9 protein-coding genes and 1 tRNA gene are annotated in these 22,320 nt (G+C 65.9%); 5 read left to right on the top strand and 5 right to left on the bottom strand.

The genetic code is table 11. From position 1 onward, the window contains the following. The first annotated feature begins 6 nt into the window (after nucleotides 1–6). The 3 genes from ACQR1X_RS30710 to ACQR1X_RS30700 are packed head-to-tail and all read left to right on the top strand — an operon-like array spanning nucleotide 7 to nucleotide 15,608. Entirely contained in the window at nucleotides 7–3,636 is a 3,630-nt protein-coding gene (locus ACQR1X_RS30710; RefSeq protein WP_434900232.1) for a hypothetical protein, read from the top strand. Then, nucleotides 3,633–5,048: a hypothetical protein gene (locus ACQR1X_RS30705; protein WP_315804860.1), complete on the top strand. Its 1,416-nt coding sequence runs from the start codon at nucleotides 3,633–3,635 to the stop codon at nucleotides 5,046–5,048. The genes ACQR1X_RS30710 and ACQR1X_RS30705 overlap by 4 nt, the downstream gene beginning before the upstream one ends. A gap of 15 nt (nucleotides 5,049–5,063) precedes the next feature. Then, nucleotides 5,064–15,608: a LysM peptidoglycan-binding domain-containing protein gene (locus ACQR1X_RS30700; protein ID WP_434900231.1), complete on the top strand. Its 10,545-nt coding sequence runs from the start codon at nucleotides 5,064–5,066 to the stop codon at nucleotides 15,606–15,608. Nucleotides 15,609–15,716: 108 nt separating this feature from the next. Here the strand turns inward: ACQR1X_RS30700 and ACQR1X_RS30695 are convergent. Together ACQR1X_RS30695 and ACQR1X_RS30690 are read right to left on the bottom strand one after the other, a co-directional pair. Next, nucleotides 15,717–15,793, bottom strand: a tRNA-Arg gene (locus ACQR1X_RS30695). A 116-nt stretch (nucleotides 15,794–15,909) separates the two neighbouring features. Further along, nucleotides 15,910–16,170 carry a hypothetical protein gene (locus tag ACQR1X_RS30690; RefSeq protein WP_316182112.1) on the bottom strand — a complete coding sequence of 87 codons (261 nt, stop codon included), beginning with the start codon at nucleotides 16,168–16,170 and terminating at the stop codon, nucleotides 15,910–15,912. Between the two features lie 223 nt (nucleotides 16,171–16,393). Here ACQR1X_RS30690 and ACQR1X_RS30685 point away from each other — a divergent pair, with 223 nt between their 5' ends. Continuing rightward, entirely contained in the window at nucleotides 16,394–16,837 is a 444-nt protein-coding gene (locus ACQR1X_RS30685; RefSeq protein WP_315804890.1) for a hypothetical protein, read from the top strand. A gap of 249 nt (nucleotides 16,838–17,086) precedes the next feature. Here ACQR1X_RS30685 and ACQR1X_RS30680 read toward each other — a convergent pair whose 3' ends face one another. Both ACQR1X_RS30680 and ACQR1X_RS30675 read right to left on the bottom strand, forming a co-directional pair. Then, nucleotides 17,087–17,392 carry a histone gene (locus ACQR1X_RS30680; protein ID WP_434900230.1) on the bottom strand — a complete coding sequence of 102 codons (306 nt, stop codon included), beginning with the start codon at nucleotides 17,390–17,392 and terminating at the stop codon, nucleotides 17,087–17,089. 72 nt (nucleotides 17,393–17,464) lie between these two features. Continuing rightward, a complete protein-coding gene (locus tag ACQR1X_RS30675; RefSeq protein ID WP_434900229.1) occupies nucleotides 17,465–18,910 on the bottom strand; it encodes a cryptochrome/photolyase family protein in 1,446 nt (481 codons plus the stop codon). 126 nt (nucleotides 18,911–19,036) lie between these two features. Here ACQR1X_RS30675 and ACQR1X_RS30670 point away from each other — a divergent pair, with 126 nt between their 5' ends. Then, entirely contained in the window at nucleotides 19,037–20,740 is a 1,704-nt protein-coding gene (locus ACQR1X_RS30670) for a methyl-accepting chemotaxis protein (RefSeq protein ID WP_315804893.1), read from the top strand. A 9-nt stretch (nucleotides 20,741–20,749) separates the two neighbouring features. Here the strand turns inward: ACQR1X_RS30670 and ACQR1X_RS30665 are convergent, their stop codons facing one another. Then, nucleotides 20,750–22,054, bottom strand: coding sequence for a TRAP transporter large permease (locus tag ACQR1X_RS30665; protein WP_434900228.1), 1,305 nt, complete (start codon nucleotides 22,052–22,054; stop codon nucleotides 20,750–20,752). Between the last annotated feature and the right edge of the window lie 266 nt (nucleotides 22,055–22,320).

Raw genomic sequence — 22,320 nt, 5'->3', positions numbered from 1 at the left:
ACGAGCATGGACGCGTCCGCGTCAGCGCAGTTCGAGCAGGTCGACTCCTCTGCGATTTACGAGACCAGGGTTGCCGGCTCGGTTGGCTGGGCCGGCTACCTTCTCGGCACGGGCTCGTCGCTGCCACCGTTCATCAACTACGATGACTCGCTGAAGAAGTACGGTGGCAGCTATATTTTCGCGACGCAGCGGCCCGCCGATCTTGATCGTGATCCCGGCGGGTTCGCCGAGCGTGTGCGGACCTATATCAGCAAGGCGACGCGCAACCGCGCCGTCGTCTGGCTGGCCTCGGCCAATCCGGTCAGGTTTGGCGGCTTCGAAAGTTACGGCATCTCCTTCATCAACCTGCCGCCGGTCTACCAGGTCTCGGGCAACCTGAACCTCTGGTTCGCCCGCAACGCCAAATTCTATATTCTCGATCAGACCCGGATCGAGATCGATGGTGGGGCGCTGCGCCTGTCGGGCTCGGCGCTGAGCTCGCCTCCGTTCGTCGGCTTCTCGGGCAAGGGCGACAACCCGCTCGGCATTCGGCTTGCGCGGACCTCCAACAATCGCATCTACGCCTACGTGCCGTTCGGCGGTGCCAACACCGGTTGCGTCACCTTTGATGGGCTGCTCGATTCGAAGCAGGCGTTCGTCAGCCAGGGCTTGGAGCAGGGCGTCCGCTACGTCATCAACAACAACGCGACGACGTCGCCGCAAGCTGCGCAATATGCCGCCATGACGGTGGCGGCGTTGCCGTCGCAGCTTTCGATCGCAGGCGCCTTCGACCTCGGCGATCCGGCCAACCGCGCGATCGGCCGAGAGCAGCTCGAGCAGGGCTATCTGCGTTCGGGTTTCGCCATCAAGGGGGCGCCGGCGCTGACCAGCGAATTCCGTACGACCGGCGGGCGTGTCGTGCAACTGACGCCGCTCGGGGCTGGCAGCACGGATGCGGCGCCGGCGCTCGGGGCAGGGGGCTTCGCCTTTGCGACCAGCGCCGCCAAGACGGGCGCGGTCGAGACAGGCACGACCTATCTGAGCCTGGCCGGCCACTACGCGCTCGGCGCCGATGGAAGCTCGGCGGGGCAGCTGGCGAAGCTGATGGGCGGACTGTTCGGATCGGAAGCGCTGAGCTTCAAGGCGTACGACGTCAGCCTGCCTGCAGCCCAGAACGATCGTCTCAACGCCATTCCCTCGAAGCCGGGCTACGCGCCGGTGTTTCCATTCGAGACGGCGGACCTCAACCGTCCCACGAGCGGTGCCGTCGCGGCGCGCCTGACGGACGAGCATCAGACCTCCTGGGTGACCATCGTCTCCGGAGGCGGCGTCGTCGACTATCTCGCAGAGCCCGAAGGCAGCGCGATCTACGCTGCGGCTGAGGCCGGCGCCGGTGCCGAGGACGTCGCGATCCTGCAATCGGCGCCGCCATTCATGCCGCTTGCCCAGGGCAACGACAAGACGTTTCCGCTGGTGCCTTATGGAGCTGCTGCGAGCAGCGGCCTCGATGGCGCTACGCTCGTCCAGTTCGAAAGCCAGATCGTGGCCGCGACCCGTAAGTCGCTGATCTCGAGCTATGGCAGCAAGACGTGGTCGGCGCGCGTGCAGGCGGCGCGGGCTCACGCGCTGCGCGGCATGCTGCCGGACGGCCCGAGCACCGATGGGACGACGCCGCAGGGCTTCATCATCGCGGGCGATCCGACGACGGGTGCCTATCTGAAGGTCAGCATGGCGCAGTCGATCGACCGCGACGGCAACACCCTGCCATTCGCGCTATCTGCTCCGACCCAGGCGATGCAGGACGCCTTGCAGACCAACCAGCTCTTTCTCGTCGCCGTCAATCCGGAGCCGTTCGGCACCGGCGCGCAGTTCGCCAACACCGTCAACATCGCGGGCTGGACCATGACCGCGGCGGTCGGCGCCGGCGCGTCGGCGACCGCCTACCGCAACGTTGTCATCATGAAGTTCTGCTCCGGTTCGTTGCTGGAGCGGGTCACGAATGCCAATCGCTGGACGTCGGCGGAGCAGTTCTCGCTGTTGCCCGGCACGCCGCCGGTCACCGCCGCGCTGTCCTACACCGGCCTGTCGCAATGGCTGCAGGACTACATCGCGGAAGCCATCGTGCGTTCGAAGGGAGCGTCCGGCCCATTCTACGAGAATTTCGCGCGCATCGCGCAGGATCCGAACTGGACCGGCGTCATCGTGCTCGCGGCCGATCTCGGCCAGCGCGACATGCCGCCGGAGATTGCGGGGCTCGCCGCCGGCATCGACTTCACCCGCTTCAACGCCCATCATTTCGGCTTCACCGTCAGCCGCGTCACGGTCGATGGCCGGAGCGGCCGGATCACGATGCCCCCGGGCAATTCGAGCCTGTTCGGCCTGATCGACTACGAAGATCCGCGCTATGCAATGAACATCTCCAACGGCGTTGCGCCTGACGTGCCGGTGGCGGTGCAGATGAGCGGTGAGTTCGACTTCACCGTGCTGCAGTTGCAGTCGTTGTTCGAGAACGCCAGGCTGACGCGGTTCGACAGCCACGTCCAGCTCTCGGTCGCGGCGCTGTTCGGCGCGCCGGTCTCGCGGCTGTACTCGCGCCGCACGCCGCAGCCCTTCACGGGAATCGTGCTCAAGGGCAGCTATGTCGACCAGGGCGGCCGCGGCGCCTATGTCTTCGAGCAGAACACGACCAACGTGCTGACCAGCCCGTCGAACGTGCTACCGGCCGTTGCCTTCGACCGCGTGCAGTTCAACACGATTGGCACCCAGGACCAGGGCGCCACGGTGGCCAGCAACTTCCTGGTCTGGGGACAGTTCGATTTCACGGCGCTTGAGAGCACCATCGGAGAGACGCTCGACCTGCTGTCGTTCGGCAGCCCGCCGGACACGCCGGAGGAAGCGCTCGGCGTCGGGCTTGCCTTCTCCGGCCTCGTGATCGGCATGACCTATCCGCAGGCGACGCCCGGAGCCAAGCGGTTCCAGGTCGCGACCGGCAACCTGGCCTGGAATCTCAACGGCTCGAGGATGCGCGACACCAGCCTGTTCCGCGGCTTCGCACTGCAGCTCAAGAGCTTCGTCAACGCGACCGGCGATCAGAAGCCGTCGGATCTCGGCTTCCTGCCGGTGACCTCGCAGCTCAACCTGACCGAGCTGGAGGGACCCTGGTTCGGCGTCGTCTACGACATCACGCTGGGCGGCCCGGGAGCACTCGCCTCCGGCGTCGGCTTCCAGTCGCAACTGCTTGCGGCATGGTCGCCGGTCACCACCGGCTCGGACGCGCAGCATGCGGTCTTCATCGGCATGAGCCTGCCGGGCGCGGCGCCCGGCGCCAGCCTGTTCAGCATCCAGGGCGTCATCAAGGTTGCGGTCGGCGCGATCTCGATCCTGCGCCAGCCGGTGCCGACCGCATCGGGACGCAAGCTGCCGGAAGACGGGCCGAAGTGGTTCTACTGCCTGCGGATCGACGATATCGCGATCAAGATCTTCGGCATCGCCAAGCTGCCGCCGTCCGCCAACATCCAGTTCTTCCTGTTCGGCGATCCCGACAACACCGGCAGCCTCGGCTGGTATGCCGCCTATGTCGCCGACGACAATCCGGGCTGCGAGCAGTCGCTCGCATTCGCCGCAAACAAGCCCGAGCTGCAGGAGCCGTCAGCATGACGCGGATCCTGTTCTGGAACATCGAGAACTTCTCGATCAACAAGATCTTTTCGGCCTCGATCAAGCGGCAGCGCGGGCATGGCGGCCTCAACGACATGCAGAGCGCGATCCAGCGCCGCGCGGTGATCAATGCCGTGCTGACGGCCACCCAGCCGGACATCATCGTCATCATCGAGGTAAGCTCCGGCGACAATGCGCCCAACGCGCTGGCGAGCCAGACCGGCGGCATCAATGCGCTCGCCATGGTGCAGTTCGGGCTCAACAACCCCGCCACCATGGTGGCGGGCGGATGGAACGCCGTGCCGCCGCTCTACACCGGGGTGGGCGGGCGCGCCGAAACGGTCGGCATTCTCTATCGCCGCACCAACACGGCGGGCACCCTCAACCGCTACTTCACCGGGCCCAACATCTGGACCGGCGGGCATGGCGGCATGTCGGTGCCGCCGGGCGGCGGCGTCGCCACGCCGTACAACGGCATGCTGGTGCCTCTCGGTGCCGTCAACGTCAACGGAATGCTGGTCCCCCCGGGGCTTGGTGGCGTCCGGCAGATTCCTGCGGCCGCTCAGCACAATGGCGGGCTCAACGAGGACGTCGTGGCCGCGCGCATCGCCTTCACGACCACGCTCGGCGCGCCCGTTGCCTTCGCCGGGTTGCGCGAGCCGTTCATGGCGACGTTCACTGAGGCCGACAATCTCGGCAACGTCCAGCGCGACCTCACCATCTTCGGCATCCATTCGCCGCCGAACAACCCCGCGGCGGCGAACTACATCACCACGATGTCGACGATCAACGACGTCGTCGGCGCCCTGGGTGTGAACGAGACGCGGGTGATCGGCGGCGACTTCAACGTCAATCTGTTCGCCGTCAACGGAACGGCCTCGGGTCTCTACAATCCGCTCACCGGCGGACCCGGTGCCTACACGCTGCTCGTCAGTCCGACGGCGGTGGGCGTTCCCGTCAATCTGGACCAGTACAAGGGCTATTTCTCCACCCATATCCGCGGCAAGGACAAGACGGCGGCGTCCAAATTCCTCTGGTCCAACGGCGGCGGGCCGGGACAGAGCTTTTATCCCGGCTACGGCTATGTCGGCTCGAACTTCGTCGCCGCGCCGTTCTACTCGATCGACAACGTCCTGGTCTGGCCGCACAACGGCATGCACAACTATCAGACCACGATCATGAACACGGTGACCGGCACGCCGATGAACGGGGTCATGGCGCCGCCGGACAATCCTCCCCTCGGCACGGTCGCGTTGGCCAACCAGTTCACCGCGGCGCCGATGGGATGGCCGGGCGCGCCGACGGCGGCGAACTATCCCGGGATCGGCGGCGCCGGAAATCTGACCGGCTGGAGCAACTACGGGCGCGTCCGCAACACCAGCGATCATTTCGGCGTCTTTGCCGACATCTGAAGGGAGCGCCGGCTGATGAGCGCTATCGACAATCTCCGCGCCGCTGTCGAAGCCGCCGCCGGCGAGACCGCGTTCGCGCTCGATGCCGCCTTCCTGACGGCGGGCCTCGCCGATCCCGCCGTGAAGGTCCCCGCCGACTACGACACCTGGCTGAGCCAGGCCTTCTTCCTCAAGACCGCGGCCGATTTCAAGGTCACGGTGGAAAAATCCGACGTCGGCCCCGTGGAAGGGGCGGCGTTCACGGTGCAGTCGGCGACGATCCCGTTCATCGGCGCCACCGCTCCGCTGGCCGCGAAGGCCACGCTCGTGTTCACGGTGGACGGCGACCAACTGATCGTGCAGGCCGAGGCGACGCCGTCGAACTGGACCTGGACCAGCAGCTTCGCCTTCATGGGCGGCTTCCCGTTCAATCAGTTCGGCACGCTGAAGAACGTCAGCTTCGTGTTCTCGACGGCGACCGGCAGCTATCCGTACGGTGACTCCGCGGGGCGTGCCGTGAGCGGCGGCGCGGTGCAGAATTTCGACGCCAAGGTCGCGCTGCCGGACGTCGCCAAGCCGTTCCTGCTGCTGTTTCCGGGGCTCACCGCGCCGACCGGCGACCTGCTGCTGAGCGGCGCCCTCAACATGGGCATCTTCAACGGCGAGACCGTTCTGTTCCCGCCGGGGCAATTGCGGGCGGCGATCCAGGACGGCACATTCAAGCTAGCGTCGCAGTTCACGGTCAAGGATCCGAGCCTGGCCCTGACCATTCCTGTGCCCGATGGCGCTGACGAGGTCGATGGCGTCCTGGTGCTGGCTGATCTCGTCGATCCGGATGCGGGCGACCAGGCGCCGACGCTCGCGATCTCCTCGCAGTTCGACATCGGCGGTACCGGTTCCTATCAGCTCGACGTCGAGATCACGCCCGGCGCGGATGCCAACTATTCGGTGGCGCTCGCCGTGGTCACAGGCGGCGATCCGCTGACGCCGGCGACGGTGATCGAGGTGATGGGCGGCAATGGCGGCTATCTCGCCGCGACTCCCGACGTGCTGCAGCAGTTCCTCGCCTTCGTCGGTCTCAACGGCTTCTCGATCGCCGGCACGCTCGGCAGCTCACCGACGATCACGGCCGTCTCGATCGAGATCGGCAGCTCAAAGGACACGAGCTGGCAGATCCTGCCGGCGACCGGCGTTCTCGACTTCAAGATCACCAGCTTCTCGCTGCAATGGTCGATGGCGTATCCGTTCGACGGCACCAAGCGACAGCAGACCTATGATTTCACCACCGAGTTCGTGCTGGCACCGAGCGTCTTCAAGGGACCGGACGGCGAGGGCGACGGCGTGTTCACCGTCCAGTTCACGTCAGCCAAGCAGTTCTACGCGTCCTTCGCGGGCACCGCCAAGCTGAGCGACTTCCTGACGGCGCTGTCCAGCGGCGCGGTTGTGCTCGACGTGGAGAATGTCGGGGATTTCGAGCTCGGCGACATCGCGGTCGCGGTCGACTACGGCGCGCAGAGCTTTCAGTTCGATGCCGGCTTCAGCCTCACGCTCAATCTGCTCAAGATCAACGATGAGCCGATCCTTGCCGTGCGAGAGGGGACGGTCTCGATCGCGGCGCAGACTCCGACGCAGGCGCCGGACGGGGGCAATGCGACGACGCTGCTGCGGGCGGCGCCGCTGCAGATGCTGCGGACCTCGCGAGCAGGCGCGCTGCAAACCGCGTCGCAGACGCAATGGAAGTCGAGCGTCGGCGGTTTCCTCGATGTCGGCCCATTGCACACCAAGGTCAGCGTGACCTATGACGGGTTCGAAACGCCGAAGCGGTGGGACCTCGCCGCCTCGCTGGAGGAGCCGCTCGAGGTCTCGGACCTCATCAACCAGTTCTTTTCGCCCGGCAGCGCCTACGGTTTCCCGAGCTTCCTGCCCGGCGACCTCACCATCTCCGAATTCGCGATCACCGCGACCATTCCGGCGGAGCAGGGCGAGCTGGAGACGAGCTACGACATCACCGTCGGCTTCGAGTGGACATTCGCATTCGGCGATCAGACCGTCGGCATCGATCCGGCACGGCTCGGCGTCAGTTATGACGGCAACAAACCGGCCCAGCAGCAGTTCTCCGGCTTCGCGCAAGGCACCTGGGTCTACTCGGCGATCAATCTCAAGCTCACCATGGGCTATGAGTTCAAGACGACCGAGGCGGGCTCGAACAACATCCTGTTCGTCGAGTGGGAAGGTTTCCGAGCCGCCTGGGAGAGCGACAAGGAACTGGTCACGTTCAGCCTCAAGGGCTGGAGCATCGGCTCGCTAATCCAGGCGCTGGTGCGCACGCTCGGAAATCCGTACTTCACCCTCGACTCGCCGTGGGATCTCCTCAACCAGATCTCGCTCGATGCGCTACGCGTCAACGTCTCGCTCAAGAACGGCGAGAGCTTCTCGCAACGCCTGTCGGCCACTTACGAGCTGTCGAGCCCGATCAACCTCGGCTTCATCAGCATCACCGCGCTGACCTTCCGTCGCGACACCGACGGCAAGGTGACGCTTGCTATCGAGGGATCGAGCCCGCTCGTCGCCGACGATCCGGCGTTCAAGAATCTGCTCGATCCGGCCAAGGGGCAGGACGTGAAGGACCTGCCCTCGGTGCCCGGCCGGGGCGAGGAATGGTTCAAGCTGTTCCTGCTGGTGCTCGGGCAGCGCATCGGCATCACCGGTCATTCCAGCTTCGAGAGCACCAAGGAGGTGATCTGCGCGCTGCAGTCCGTCCCCAGCACGACGGGCAAGATGAATCCGGTCGATCCCAATGCGGACGACGGCGGGACACCGGGGCTGCCCTATTACGACCAGTCCAACAACTGGCTCATCGCCGGGCATCTCGGCCTGATGAAGGTGGCGGGCGCCTGGTCGATCGATGCGATGCTGGTGTTCAACGACCCCAATCTCTATGGTCTGCGGCTGGCACTCGCCGGCGAGAAGATGGGCGGGCTCGCCAATCTCGTCGTCGACATCCTCTACAAGAAGATCACCGACGACATCGGCGTCTACCAGATCGATTTCACCTTCCCGGACATCATCCGCAATCTCAATTTCGGCGCGGTGTCGATCACGCTGCCGCAGCTCGGGATCAAGGTCTATACCAACGGCGATTTCTTCATCGACATCGGCTTCCCCTACAATCTCGATTTCCGCCGTTCCTTCTCGATCTCGGTGATCGTCTACGGCGTTCCGGTGCTGGGCGCCGGCGGCTTCTACATCGGCAAGCTCTCCAACGCGACCTCAACAAGGATCCCGAAGACCAATCTCGGCACCTTCGATCCGGTGATCGAGTTCGGCATCGGGCTGCAGCTCGGCCTGGGCTACAATTTCGAGAAGGGGCCGCTGAAGGCGGGTTTCGCGCTCACGGTGTTCGGCATCGTTGAAGGCGTCGTGGCGCCGTGGCATCCCTATAACGCCACGCGCACGCTGGCGTCGCGCGCCAGCAGCGGTGCGCTGCAAAGCGATTATTACTTCAGGCTGTCGGGCACCGTCGGCATCATCGGCCTGCTCTATGGCAGTGTCGATTTCGCGATCATCTCGGCCTCGGTCAATGTCAAGATCGTGCTGTCGATCCAGCTCACCTATGAGAGCTATCGCGAGATTCCGGTGGTCGCCAGCGCCAGCGTGACGATCAGCCTGAAGGTCAAGATCAACCTCGGCCTGTTCTCGATCTCGATCAGCCTGTCGTTCTCGGCCCAGGTGTCGGCAACCTTCGTGATCGGACAGACCAGCACGGCGCCGTGGGAGGTTCAGGGGGCACGCGCCGACGCGCTGCTGATGCAGCGGGCGCATGCCCGCGGACCGGACGCGGCGATGCGGCTGGCGCGCAGCCTGAAGCCGCGACCGAAGCGGCTCGCGCCGGCCGCCGCTCATCGCATGGGCCTTGCCGCCGTCGAAGGCAACAAGCCCAAGCTGTCGCTGATGGCAGGCGCGCAGTACACCGTGCTTGCTCCGGAGAAAGCCACCGACGCAGCCTCGAACCAAGGGGCATTCGTGCTCCTGCTCGCGATGGACGCGCCGGATGCCGCCGCCAGCGCGCCGTCCGCCACCAAGACGTCCTTCGACGTGCTGGCCGAGGTCTACTTCCCCTGGATCATTGATGCACTGGGGAACGAGAGCGGGGATGCGGCCGAGCTCGCCGAGACGCTGGCCACGTCGGTGACGCTTACCCAGCTCGAGGCCTATGTCGCGCGCCTCGCCGACACGGCCGATCCGTTCCTGTCGATCAAGGGTCTGTTGCAGTTCCTGGCCGACGCCTTCACGCTCGACATCTTCAATCCGGCGACGGCGCAATCCTCGGGGCTGAAGACCAAGCTCGATGCCGGCTCGGTGCTGTTTCCGGTGTTCGACGGATTGAAGCTGCAGGTCCCCGGCGTGTCCGGCGGCCAGACGTCGTCGATCGCGTTCGAGACCTACACCACGGCAACGCCCGGCTATGCGACCGCGGTCAGCAAGCTGTTCGCGCAGGTAGCTGCGGACATCCAGGCCCAGAACAAGGAAGCGCGCCGGCTTGCCGCGGAGAGCGATGCGAACTCGGCAGAGTCGATGGCGGCCCTGGTGTTCGTCGACACGTTCACGCTGATCGCGCGCCAACTGCTCCAGGCCGCGGCCGACGCGCTGCAGAGCTATGCCTATCCGCTGACCGCGACGAGCAGCATCGGTGCCATCCTGGATGAGCTGAACGGAATCGTCGGCAACGCCTTGACCATTGCCGATATCGTCCAGCCCAACGTCGATCATGCCTTGGGAGCCGGGCTGTCGCTGCATATCGACGACCTCGAATACGTCGTTCAGACCGGCGACACCCTGCAAAGCATCGCTGGCCGCTATTCCGACGCGGCGCCGACGCCGCGCTGGACCACGACGCCGGACCGCCTGATCGTGGCCAACCGGTCACGCCACATGCTGCAGGGCGGCGTCATCCTGCTGCTCACCAACAGCCAGGGCAAGGAGCAGATCTATGTGACGCGGCAGGGCGACAGCTTCGACGAAATCGCGCTGCAACTCGGCGCGATCTCGATCGACGCGCTCGCCGCACAGAGCGTGCTCTATGGCGCCGCCGGCCTGCTGCAGCCGACCTTGCCGCTCGCGATCTGGCCGATCACCTACAGGACCGCCGGGGCATCCGGCCCGTCCTCCGATACGCTGGCGACGGTCGCGAGCCTCTTCCAGACCACCGCGGTTGCGGTCGCGGACGCCAATCGCGGTGTCGCCGGACTGTTCTCGGTGCAGGCGGAGCGCGGCCTGCTCACCGTCGCTAATCTTCAGGCTCTGTCGGTCGGCGCATTGTGGTCGGCGATCGCGGCCACGGGCCAGGTCGGCCAGACCGCCGGCATGGTCTCGCGCTTCCTGGTCTATGGGCTGCGGCTGCCGGTCCAGGACGGACTGACGCTGTCGCCTGCGTTCCTCTATCCAAGGACGCAGTCGGGCTACGGTGTCTATCAGCTCACCGGCCAGCAGTTCCCGACGCCCAGCTCTGCCAGCGGCTACAAGATCGACTTCGCGCGCGAGACGCAGAGCCACGGTGTCCTGCTCGACTTCATCATGCTGAATGCCGGCACCGGCCTCAGCATGGAGGTTGATCTGAGCCAGGCCTTTGCCGCGTTGAACGTCGTCGTCAGCTGGGCCAGGACGCCTGGCAATTTCGTTCCGAGCCCGACGTTTGCGGCGCTGCCGCTTGCCGAGCGCCAGCCGCGGCCGTTCACCGCCAGCGGCTATGCGCGTTGGTCGAGCGGATCCGTCGCGAGTCTGCTGGCGCTCACGAATCGCAGCGGCGTGGCCGCGGCCGCCGATGCCGGTGCGCAGACGCAGCCGACGCTGTGGAGCCTGCCGCCGGCGCAGACCAATCTGGTCGCCACGCGCGAGCAGTCGATCCGCGCCGTCATGCCGGATCTACGTTCGACGTTCGCGCTGCTGCCGAAGTTCCAGCCGCAGATCGGGCGCAGCAATCCCGCGACCGCACGCACCGACTATGCTGACCTGGGGCGCTGGGCTTGGTGCACGCGGCTCGACATTGAGATCAAGCGTCTGCCGGATGCGGCGGCGCTGGCTGCTCAGGGCACGGGCGCAGGCGATCTGCCGAGCGGTCCGGCATCCGCGCCGTCGCTGCCGTTCGTCTATGAGCTGGTCGGACCCAGCTCGGAGGATGCGGTCCGGCTGCAGCGCATCCTGACCGCCATGGATGCGCTGGGCGAAGGCATCGCCTCCGCCGTCTTCCTGCTCTACAACCAGTCCGGACCGGGCGCGCCGATGCTGGTGACGCCGGCGGACGCCAACTTCCTCGCCTTCATCACCCAGACCAACCTGTCGACCGAGACCAATCCGGCGGCGGCGCTGCGGCTGATGCTGAGTGCCGAGGATGCTCCGCCGCGCGGCATTGCCAATTCTCCGGCGCAGTTCATCCGCTTGATGTGGGAGCTCAGCACGGTCCGCAGCGGCGGCTACTATCTCTACTACGAGAACGTCGAAAGCGAGGAGGGCCTGCCGGCGGCCGTGTTCGATTCCTCGGGCTCCGGCATCGTGACGATGGTCGTGACGTTCGCGGCGCAGGGCAGCGAGTCCTTCGGCACCACGCTTCCCGATTTCGTCAACGCCTTCGTGACGACCGACGCCGTCGATCCGCAGAGCGACCTGGTGCAGACGGTGTCGCTGGCCTCGACCGGCCCAACGGCGCCGGTCGCAGCAGGAGCATCGCTCGACGCGCTCGCGGCGATCTACGGCCCCGGGCCCGGACGGATCGCCGAGGTCAACGCGACCAGGCCGCTCGCCGCGGACGCGCTGGTGCCGATCGTGGGCGCGGTCCGCCAGCTCACCGACGCGGATCTGGTCCGCGGCACCGGCGGGGCGATCGATGCGCAGGCCACGCTCGACAAGCTCGCCAGGCTGTTCTCCGCCGGTGCAGTCCGTCCGATCACCGGCCAGGACATCGCCGCATTCAATCCGCAAGTCGCCGTTGCGCTCGCGGCGGTGTTCTACATCCCGCCGCTGACCTATCAGGTCAATTCCTCGGCCGCGCCCGGAATGAGCTTTGCCAGCATGGCCGCCTATTACGGCTTGGACGTCGACCTGATCGCCCGCGGCGCCAGCGCTGCGCCCGGACTGTTCCCGGTCAATGCCGTGCTCGATCTCGATCCTCAGCTGTTCTCGCTACGCGACCAGTTGCCACCGCAGAACATCGGGTTCGCCCTGACGCGCGACAATTTCGGCCTCCCGCCGGACGATCCCGCCGCGCCGGACTTCGCCAAGAAGACGATGTATCAGCTCTACACCTCGCTTGCTGCCGGGCTCGCCGGCAACGTCTTCTACAAGGTCAGTCCGCTCGGTATGCCGTTCGGTCCGCAGGATCACGACGACAACGAGGCCAGTGCGTTCGACAGCCATGCCCGCTCGGCCAGGACACGCGGCAACCGCCTTGCGCAGGTCGCTCTCGCCGACCTCGATTATCGCCAGTCGATCGGCATCGGCGCGCAGTTCGCGCTGGTCAACGCAGCGCCCGATCCGTCTGATCCCAATCTGCCGCCGAAGGCCACCAATCCCTATCTAGGCGTCGGCACCATGGCGCAGGTCGCGCTGCAATGGCGAGACATCTTCGGCAACACCACGGTGACGCCGTTCGAGGCGCCGCCGCAAGGGTATCGCGGCGCGCTCAACGGGGCTGCGGTGCCGATGCTGTACCGCGACGAGCTGATCGGGCTCGGGTCCTGGATCAATACCAACGCCAGCTACACCTATGAATCCGCGAGCGGTGCGGCGTTCAAGCTTGCATTGTCGCTCAACGTCGCCGCCTATGCAGGGCCGGACGGTGCGGCGCGGGCCGCCGACGATCTCTCGCTCTACACCCGGATCTACTATCAGCTGCATCAGGACTATTCCGCCAATGTCTCCGTGAAGGTGCCGGGCGTTTCCGGCAACGCGGTGGCAATGCGGCTGTCGAATTCGCTGCTAGCCAAGCCCGACGTGGACCTCACCGATGCGCAGGCGGACATCATTCGCGGCTATGTGCGCGCCTGCTTGCTGTATCTGAAGCTCGTGACGCAGGGACAGGCGCCCGCAGCCCCCGCTGCGACGCTGTCGCTTCCTGTCGACGTCAATGCGATCGCTGCGGGCAACATCCTCGAGCTCGACGTGACGCTCGCGCTCAGCCGCAATCCGCTGCTGGTCGATCCGGCCGTGGCGGCGTTGCAGGGCGGCACCGGCGTGGTCGCAGCGATCCTGCCGCGGGCCGACGGCGACGGCAACGTGTCCTATACCGTGTTCAGCACAGCGGTCGAGGCGATTTTCGCCACGGCCGATTGGTATCTCAAGGTCGGGCAGGGCCTGTCCCGCGACGGCGAGGATGCGGCCGACGGCGCGCAACAGCTCTGGGCGGTGCGCTTCGGCAAGGCGGCCGGGAAAGGCATCCATTTCAAGCTGGGCACGTCGCCGAGCTATTTCGCGCCGAAACCGATCGCCAAGGCGTTGACGAGCGGCGATGTGACGATCACGCGCTACGACACCGGCGAGATCGACACGCTGCATCTTGACGGTGCCGACCTGAACCAGTGGTTCCAGAGTACGCTGGACGCGATCGATCTGTTCCTGTCGGCGGCCTATGCGCCGCACGCCTTCATCCTCGACCTGATCGACGATGTGACCAATCCGCTCGTGGATGGTTCATTGGGACGCGTGCTGTCGACCAAGGAACTGCTGGCGGATACGATCAGCCTGAAGACGCTGCCGGTGCTGTCGACCAGCGCGGGCGATCCCTCGACCGCCTTTGCCGCAGCTGAGAAGCTGCGCCAGCAGCTGCTCAACCAGCTCGGCGCAGCCTATCGGGCCGGTGCGGCCGTCGTGTTCGGGCTGACCGAGGTCACCGGTGGCGGCGACAACAATCCCGCCGGTCCGCCGAATCTCTACGGTCAGCCGGCAGGCAGCATCGACGGCGCCACGGACAACCAGAATTTCACGCTCACGCCGACGCGCATCCCGCTCGGCGAGGTCTACGATCCCGCCAGCAAGACCTGGTACGATCCGCGGCTCGCCTTCGTGTTCGCGACCAAGAACGTCATCGATCAAGCCTATGTGCCGCTGAAGCTTATGCTGTCGCTCACCCATCTCGAGTTCGAGCGGCGCACCGTCCCCGGCATCGACGGCTATGTCGGTTCGCGATGGCTCGCCTTTGTCAATGGACCGTTCGATTATCCGTTGGGAACGCAGGTCGCCAACATTCCGGTCGTCAATCGCGACCTGCCGACGCCGCCCACGGTCTCCGCCCAGCAGGCGCTGCAGCTCACCGGCGAGGGCGCGACCGATCCGTCGAAGCTGAGCGCCTGGTGCTATTCGTTCGACTATCTCTATCAGCAGGCGGCAGCAGACGCGGTGTCCTGCACGGTGGAGTTCAACCGTCCGACCATGCCAACGCTGCGCCGCTCGGCCAGGCTGAGCGGGGAGCCGGATCTGTTCACCGCGCTGGCGCAGTTCGTGACCAACTATCCGGCGATCCTGCGCGATCTCAACCAGTATCTGGTCGGCATCGATGGCGCCGAACCCGATCCGGCGACGCTGGCGGCTGCGCGCAAGGCGACCGCCGCCTTTGCACTGGAAACCAGGCAGGTCGCGGATGCCTACGCGCGGGAGAGCGTGGGAGCTGCAAGACTGGCGGCCGCACCGGCACATGTGATCGTGAAGTTTCTGTCGACGCTCGACGGCACTGCGGAAGGACACACGCGCACCAATCTGGTCAACATCACCATCGATGGGATGGCGGCGAGCTGGAATGCGGTAGCCAATACGATCTCGAACGGCACCACCACGCTCCCGGCGCCGGTCATCGCAATCATCGCGCCCGAGCTCTATACGCCCCAGGCGGTGCCGCCGGCGGAGCTGCCCGCAGGCGTACAGATCGCCTACGTCTATACGCGTCAGGTCGACGGCAAGACGGTTTATCTCGGCGAAGCGGAGGCACGTGGTTTGCCGGCCCGGACGGTGTCGGTCGCGACGCTCGACGTCCTGCTGTATCAGAGCGGCTGGGCCTCGGTGTTCGTGCAGCGCAATCTCGCGCTGTTCCCGCTGGCCGATCTCAAGACCACCAGCACCAACCCGGCATTCCTGTTCCAGACGCCCGAGGTGCGGTTCGCCTCCACAGTGGTTCCCCAGCTGAATTATACGTCGTTCCCGCTCGACGCGATGCCGGGCGCATCCGGTGACCTCGACGCGCGCCTGACGAAGTTCTTCGCCGCGCTCTATGCCAACGGCAATGGCAGCACCAGCGACGAGGTCGCGATGCAGGGCATGTACAGCTATGAGATCGTGGCCGGCCAGCCGGCGATCCCGCGCGTCCGGGTGCCGATCAACCTGCTGACGCCGACCCCATCGGTGGTCGATCCCGGTGTGAAGCCGACCTTCGTGGCCCCGTTCGCGCAGATGATCGATACGTGGCGCGGGACGACCAGGCCAACGACCGCGGGCCATGCCCGTGTCGAGATCGAACTGAAGGTCTTCGGCGGCGTCGGCGATGCGACACAGCCGTTGATCCAGGTCGGCCGGCTCACTCACGACGTCGCGACCGCTTGAGCCCGTCGGTCCCGGCATCGAAACTGCGGCCATCGTGGGGAGCATCTGGACAGGCCGCCCGCAGGGTGGGATCGCATTGGGTCCGGGCGCAGGGCTGGTCAATGGCTCTGGCGCGCTCGGAGAGATTCGAACTCCCGACCCTCGGAATCGAAATCCGATGCTCTATCCAGCTGAGCTACGAGCGCGCGATGCGGGCCAAATCTCCCGCGTGACCGGGATACCAGACTTGGATGGGCAAGGCCAGCCTCCGTCGGATATCAACGGTCGTTTGCCGAAGCTGGCCGGGCGTCCTTGGATGGCGTCAGAAGCAGGGATGCCGGCGTCGGTCCTGGCCGATATAGGCGGCCGAGCTCTGGTAGCAGTGGTTGGTGGAAGGACCGTCATAGAACGCAAAGGTGCCGGGCAGCGGGCCGGGGCCATAATTGTGCAGGAAGCTGACGGTGTAGGGCAGCCCGTAGTGGTGGCGGTGATGCCGATGATGGCTGCGCGCCTCGGACGTGGTGGGCACCAGGGCGGCAATCGACACGATCAAGGCGGCGGCGAGGGATGCGAGCTTGCTCATGACTTTTCTCTTCTCCGGAAAACGACGTCAAGGCCGGCCGTCCGGCTGATAGCCTAACGCGGAAGTGGCGGAAAGGGTGCGCAAAAGGTGACAATCCGTCAAATTTTTGGCCTTTTCCGCGTGCTTAAGAAGACCATGACAAGGTCCGGCAAGTGCCGTCGCGCATTGGGCCCGAGGCGTTGTCGCGACAGCGCCAGAAAAGACCGGATTTGCCGTCCTGTCCATGAATCGCCTGATCCCAAGCGTCTTGCTCCTGCTGGTCGCCGCTAGCCCGGCGCGTGCGGATTTACACATTACGCGCGATCACGGTGGCTACATCGAAGAGTACAAGGCCAAGTACAAGCGCGTCAGGGAAACGCGTCAGCGTGTCATCATCGACGGCATCTGCAATTCCGCCTGCACGCTCGTCTTCGGCTTTGTGCCGCTCAACAGGATCTGCGTCACGCCCAGGGCCAGCCTCGGCTTCCACCAGGCCTATTACGACAAGGCGTTCACGTTCGGCATCAAGGTCACCAGCGTGGAGGGGACGTCCGAGCTGATGTCCTATTACCCCGATTCGGTGAAGGACTGGATCCGGCGCAACGGCGGGCTCACCACCGAGATGAAGCGGATCAAGAACGGCATCGAACTCTGGAAGATCGTCGACCCCTGTCCTGACGTCTGGTGAGGGCGCCGCCCGCACAGAATCTCTGTCCAAGCAGACCTCCGCCGGCAATCCGATCGCAAGCCGGTCCCGCGTCCGCGCGGCATCACCGTTTGCTGCGCCGCGCCGCGGATGCCAGGTCCCGGCTCCCAACCGAACGGCGACAAACGAAACAATCCAGCGCCAGATTGTCCCCACTACCGGGCACTGGATTGTTTCGCCGAGACCATCAGCGAAGGTGACGAGTCGCCTTCGGTCCCGAGCCAGGCAGAATCAGCGCTTGGCCTTCTTCGTCTTCTTGGCCGCTTTCTTGGTGGCCTTCTTGGCCGTCTTCTTCGCAGCTTTCTTGGCCGCCTTCTTCACGGTCTTCTTCGCAGTCTTCTTGGCGGACTTCTTGGTCGCGACCTTCTTGGCCTTAGCGGCGGCCCGCTTGGGTGCAGCCGTCTTGGAGGTCTTCTTCGCGGTCTTCTTGGCCGCTCGCCGGGCCTTGGGTGCCGTCGCGGTCACCGGATCCTTCGGCGCCTCGGCGGGCATGCTGGTCTCGGTCACGGTCGGATCAGAGAGTGGAGTGTCGTCCATATCGAGTCCCCCGATTTGTTGGAAACCCTGCGACGATAGCTGGATTCTCCGTGCTGTCAAAGCGCGCCCCAACTAATCACTTGTGCGCAAGCTCGCGTAGGCTGCCAGCGCGCGCTCCCGCCCGGGCTTGTGATCCACGATCGGCGCCGGGTAGGTGCGGCCGAGTGCAACCGCGGCCTCGGCGAGCTCGAGCGGCTTCGCCGCCCAGGGCTGGTGGATCAGCGCGGCCGGCAGGCGTGCCAGCTCCGGGACCCAGCGGCGGACATAGGTCCCGCGAGAATCGAATTTTTCGCCCTGCAGCACGGGATTGAAGACGCGGAAGTAGGGCGCGGCATCGGCGCCCGATCCCGCAACCCATTGCCAACTTGCCGGATTGCTGCCCGGGTCGGCGTCGACCAGCGTGTCCCAGAACCACTCTTCGCCGCGCCGCCAGTCGATCAGCAGGTGCTTCACGAGCAGCGAGGCTGAGACCATCCGGACGCGGTTGTGCATGCTCCCGGTATGCCAGAGCTCGCGCATCCCGGCGTCGACAATCGGATAGCCGGTTCGCCCGCGCTGCCAGGCCTCCAGCGCTGCATCGTCCTGGGCCCAGGGAAAGGCATCGAAGGCCGGCTGCAGGTTGCGGGTCGCGAGGTCGGGATTGTTGGTGAGCAGGTGGCGGCTGAACTCGCGCCAGCCGAGCTCGCTCAGGAACTTGTCGATGCCGGCGGCGGAGGCCGGGCGCTCGGCGGCGGCAAATCGCGCCGCATGCCAGATCTGGCGCGGACTGATCTCGCCGAAGCGCAGATGCGGCGACAGACGGGAGGTCGCCTCGATGTCGGGCCGGTCGCGATTGGCGGCATAGGTCTGCACGGCCGTTTCGAGAAAGCTGGCGAGGCGCGCCTGCGCCGCGCGCTCGCCGGCTTGCCACGTCGCACGCAGTCCGCCGGCCCAGTCGGGCCTGCTTGGCTCGAGCGCGAGCTCGTCGATCGTCAGGCTCGTGACGCCCGGCGCGTGCGACAGCCGGGCCGGCCGCGGCAGCGGCTTCGGCGGATCGCCCAGAGCGAGCACGCGCTTCCAGAACGGCGTGAACACGCGCGGGCCGCGTCCATCCTTGCCGCGCAACTCGGCGGGGTCGACCAGAAGGTCGTCGGGAAACACGCGTGAGGAGACGCCGATCTCGGCGAGTGCTGCTTCGACATCGGCAGCCACGGCGCGCGGTGCGGCCTGCGCGACATCGTTCCAGTACACCGCGCTCGCGCCGCTCTGGCGTGCCAGCTCGCCGAGCGCGGTGGCCGCGGATCCGCGCCGGATCACGAGTTCGGCGCCGAGCGCATGTAGTTCGGCCTGGAGTGCACGCAACGATTGCGCGAGCCACCAGCGCGACGCGCCGCCGAGCGGACGCAACCCGGGGCTATCCTGATCGTGGACGTAACTACAAACGATCCGAGCGCCCGACTTCGCGGCTTCATACAACGCGGGGTGGTCAGACAGCCGCAGGCTCTCGCGAAACCATACGATGATGGGGGAGGAGGACATGATCAGGTATCTTATTGCCGTTTTTTATAGTGAGTTCCGGTATTCTACGTTCCGGAAAATAACTGCTTTGAAACCAACTACGGGCAGTTTGAGATTCAGTTGCAGTTCCCCTGGAAGGTTTATGACGTGTCCGTCCAATTGAAGCTCGGCACCAAGGCGCTGATCGGCGCCGTTGTCGTGATCGCCCTGAATACCGCCCTGGTCGTCGGCGCAGCGTACTGGTCGCTGTCCTCCGATTTCACCGACCGCGCCAAGCGCGACATCGAAGGCAATCTGCGCACCTTTGCGCTGACGTTCACCGAGACGTTCAAGGATGCGAAAGTCAGCGTGCAGAACGGCGTCGTTACGCGCATCGAGATTCCGGCGATTCCCGAGATCAAGGATCATGCGATCGTGGATCGCGCGGTGTCCTATGTCGGCGGCAGCGCCACGCTGTTCGTGGTCGATGACAGCGGACAGTTCGTCCGCCGTTCGACCAACGTGAAGAAGGAGAATGGCGACCGCGCTGTGGGCACCCAGCTTGCCGCGGATCATCCGGCGCAGGCGCTGCTGCGCCGCGGCGAGGCTTACAAGGGCCCCGCGACGCTGTTCGGCAAGTCGTTCATGACCGCTTATTTTCCCGTCACCAATCCGGCGGACAAGGTGATCGGCATTCTCTATGTCGGCGTGCCCATGGCCGAGCTCGACGCCATGCTGTCGCAGGCGATGCGGACCATGGTCGTCGCCGCGGCGATCGCTGCGCTGCTGGTGCTCGGCCTGACGATGCTGGCGGTGCGACGTGTCACCAAGCCTCTCGCCGCCGTGACCGACGCGCTCACCGCAATCGCTGAGGGGCGCGAGGACGTTGCGATCAAGTCCGATGACCGCAGCGACGAGATCGGCGAGATCGCGCGCAGCCTGGTCGTGTTCCGCAGTGCCGCGAGCGAGCGGCGCCGGATGCGCGAGGAGCAGGCGGCCGCGGCCACTGCGGCTGTCGAGCAGCGCAAGGCCGAGCTGCAGCGTTTCGTCGATTCCTTCCAGGCCAGCATCGGCGGCATCATCGAGAACGTCTTGACGTCGTCGGGCGAGTTCGAGCGCGAGGCGCGCCAGCTCACCCAGACCGCGCGGACCACCGCCGACCTGTCCGGCCATTCGGCCGGCGCTTCGGAAAGCGCTTCCGAGCACGTCCGCACCGCGGCCGTTGCCTCGGACGAGCTGTCCGGCTCGATCGCCGAGATCATCCGTCGCGTGCAGGAGTCCAACGCCATCGCCGCCGAGGCGGTCAACCAGGCGACCGCGACCGACCAGCGCATCAAGGAGCTGTCCGACGCCGGCAACCGCATCGGCGACGTCGTCAAGCTGATCACCTCGATCGCCGAGCAGACCAACCTGCTGGCGCTCAACGCCACCATCGAGGCCGCCCGCGCGGGCGATGCCGGCCGCGGCTTCGCGGTGGTCGCCCAGGAGGTCAAGACTTTGGCCGGCCAGACCGCCAAGGCGACGGAGGAGATCTCCAGCCAGATCGCCAACATGCAGACCGTGACCCAGGAATCCGTCGACGCCATCAAGGCGATCGGCTCGACCATTGAGCGCATCAACGGGATCGCTGCCTCGATCTCGGCCGCCGTCGAACAGCAGCGCGCCGCCACGCAGAACATCACCCAGAGCGTCCGCTCGGCCGCGACCGGCACCGCTGAGGTGGTCGAGAACATCCGCAGCGCGGCGCGTGGGGCGGGCGAGACCGGCGAAAGCTCCAACCGGATGTTCGCCTCGGCCCAGGCGCTGTCCAGCGAAAGCCTCCGGCTGAAGGCCGAGGTGCAGAAGTTCCTCGACGGAATGCGCGCCGCCTGACATCGCGGCTCATCCGTAGAGCAGCCTTGGCAGGATCGTCACGATGCCCGGGAAGAGGGTGAGCAGCAGCACGAAGGCGACCATGATGGCGAGATAGGGGGCGGTCACGCGCGCGATGTAGCCGAGACCGTCCTCCGTCAGGCCCTGGATCACGAACAGGTTGAAACCGACCGGGGGCGTGATCTGGGCCATCTCCACCGCGAGCACCAGGAAGACCCCGAACCAGACCTCGTCGAAGCCGGCGCCCTTCACGATCGGCAGCACGATCGGCAGGGTCATCACGATCATCGAGAAGCCGTCGAGGAAGCAGCCGAGGATCAGGTAGAACACGATCAGCACGGCGATCAGCATGAACGGCGACAGGCCGAGCCCCTTCACGAAGGCGGCCACCGCCTGCGGGATGCCGAGAAAGGCCGCGGCATTGCCGAGGATCGAGGCGCCGAGCACGATCAGCGCGATCATCGAGCAGGTGATGACTGAGCCGATCATCACGTCGCGCACCACCTGCTGCGACATCGCACCTTGGAAATAGGCCACCAGCGCCGCGCCGAGCACGCCGACGGCGGCGGCCTCCGACGGCGTCGCCAGGCCGCCATACATCGAGCCGAGTACGCAGGCGATCAGGAACAGGGCAGGGGCGAGATCCTTCAGCGCGGCGAAACGCTCCGCCCAGGGCACCTGTGACAGTTGCGCCTCCGCCTCTGGCACCATCGAAGGCTTCAGCGTCGTGTGCAGCATCACCCAGCCCATGAAGGTGCCGGCCAGCAACAACCCCGGCAATACGCCGGCGGTGAACAGCTTCAGGATCGAGACGTCGCCGAGCACGCCATAGATGATCATGATGTTTGAGGGAGGGATCAGGAAGCCGAGCGTCCCCGCGCCGGCGAGCGAGCCGATCGCGATGTCGCGCGAATAGCCGCGGCGCAGCAGTTCGTTCAGCGACATGCGGCCGATCACCTGCGTGGTCGCCGCCGACGAGCCGGAGATCGCGGCGAAGATGGTGCAGCCGATGACGTTGACATGGAGCAGGCGTCCCGGCAGCAGCCCGGCCCATGGCGCCAGGCCTTGGAACAGCGAGCGCGACAGCCGGGTGCGGAACAGCAGCTCACCCATCAGGATGAACAGCGGCAGCGCCAGCAGCTCCTGGGTGGTGAGAATGTTCCAGGCATATTGCGGAAGCAGCTTGTCGAGCGGGATCGAGCGGAACATCGCCAGCAGCAGGGTCGCGGTGAAGGCGAGCGTGAGCCCGATCCACAGGCCGCCGGCCAGCAGCGCGAACAGGATGGCGAACAGGGCGACGACTTCGATGGTCATGGGGAGGGGGAGTCCGCGGTGAGGGAGGCGGGCGGGATGGGGCCTGCGAATCCCAGACTGGTGGGATCGTCGCGAATGGCATCGCCGTGATGCGCGATGGTCGTGCCGCAGGCGCGGTTCGACCTCGCCCCGCTTGCGGGGAGAGGTCGGATTGCATCGCAAGATGCAATCCGGGTGAGGGGGTACAGGCATTGGCGCTAACTTACCAAATTAGCGCTTGGTATTCTCGTTTTCTTGGCGGCTCTCGGAGATGGCGTTGAATGTTC

It is taken from the genome of Bradyrhizobium sp. HKCCYLRH3073 (assembly GCF_051167995.1).
GTDB lineage: Bacteria > Pseudomonadota > Alphaproteobacteria > Rhizobiales > Xanthobacteraceae > Bradyrhizobium.
Note: the sequence above shows the minus strand (reverse complement) of the source record. Positions and strands in the feature narration are given on the sequence as shown.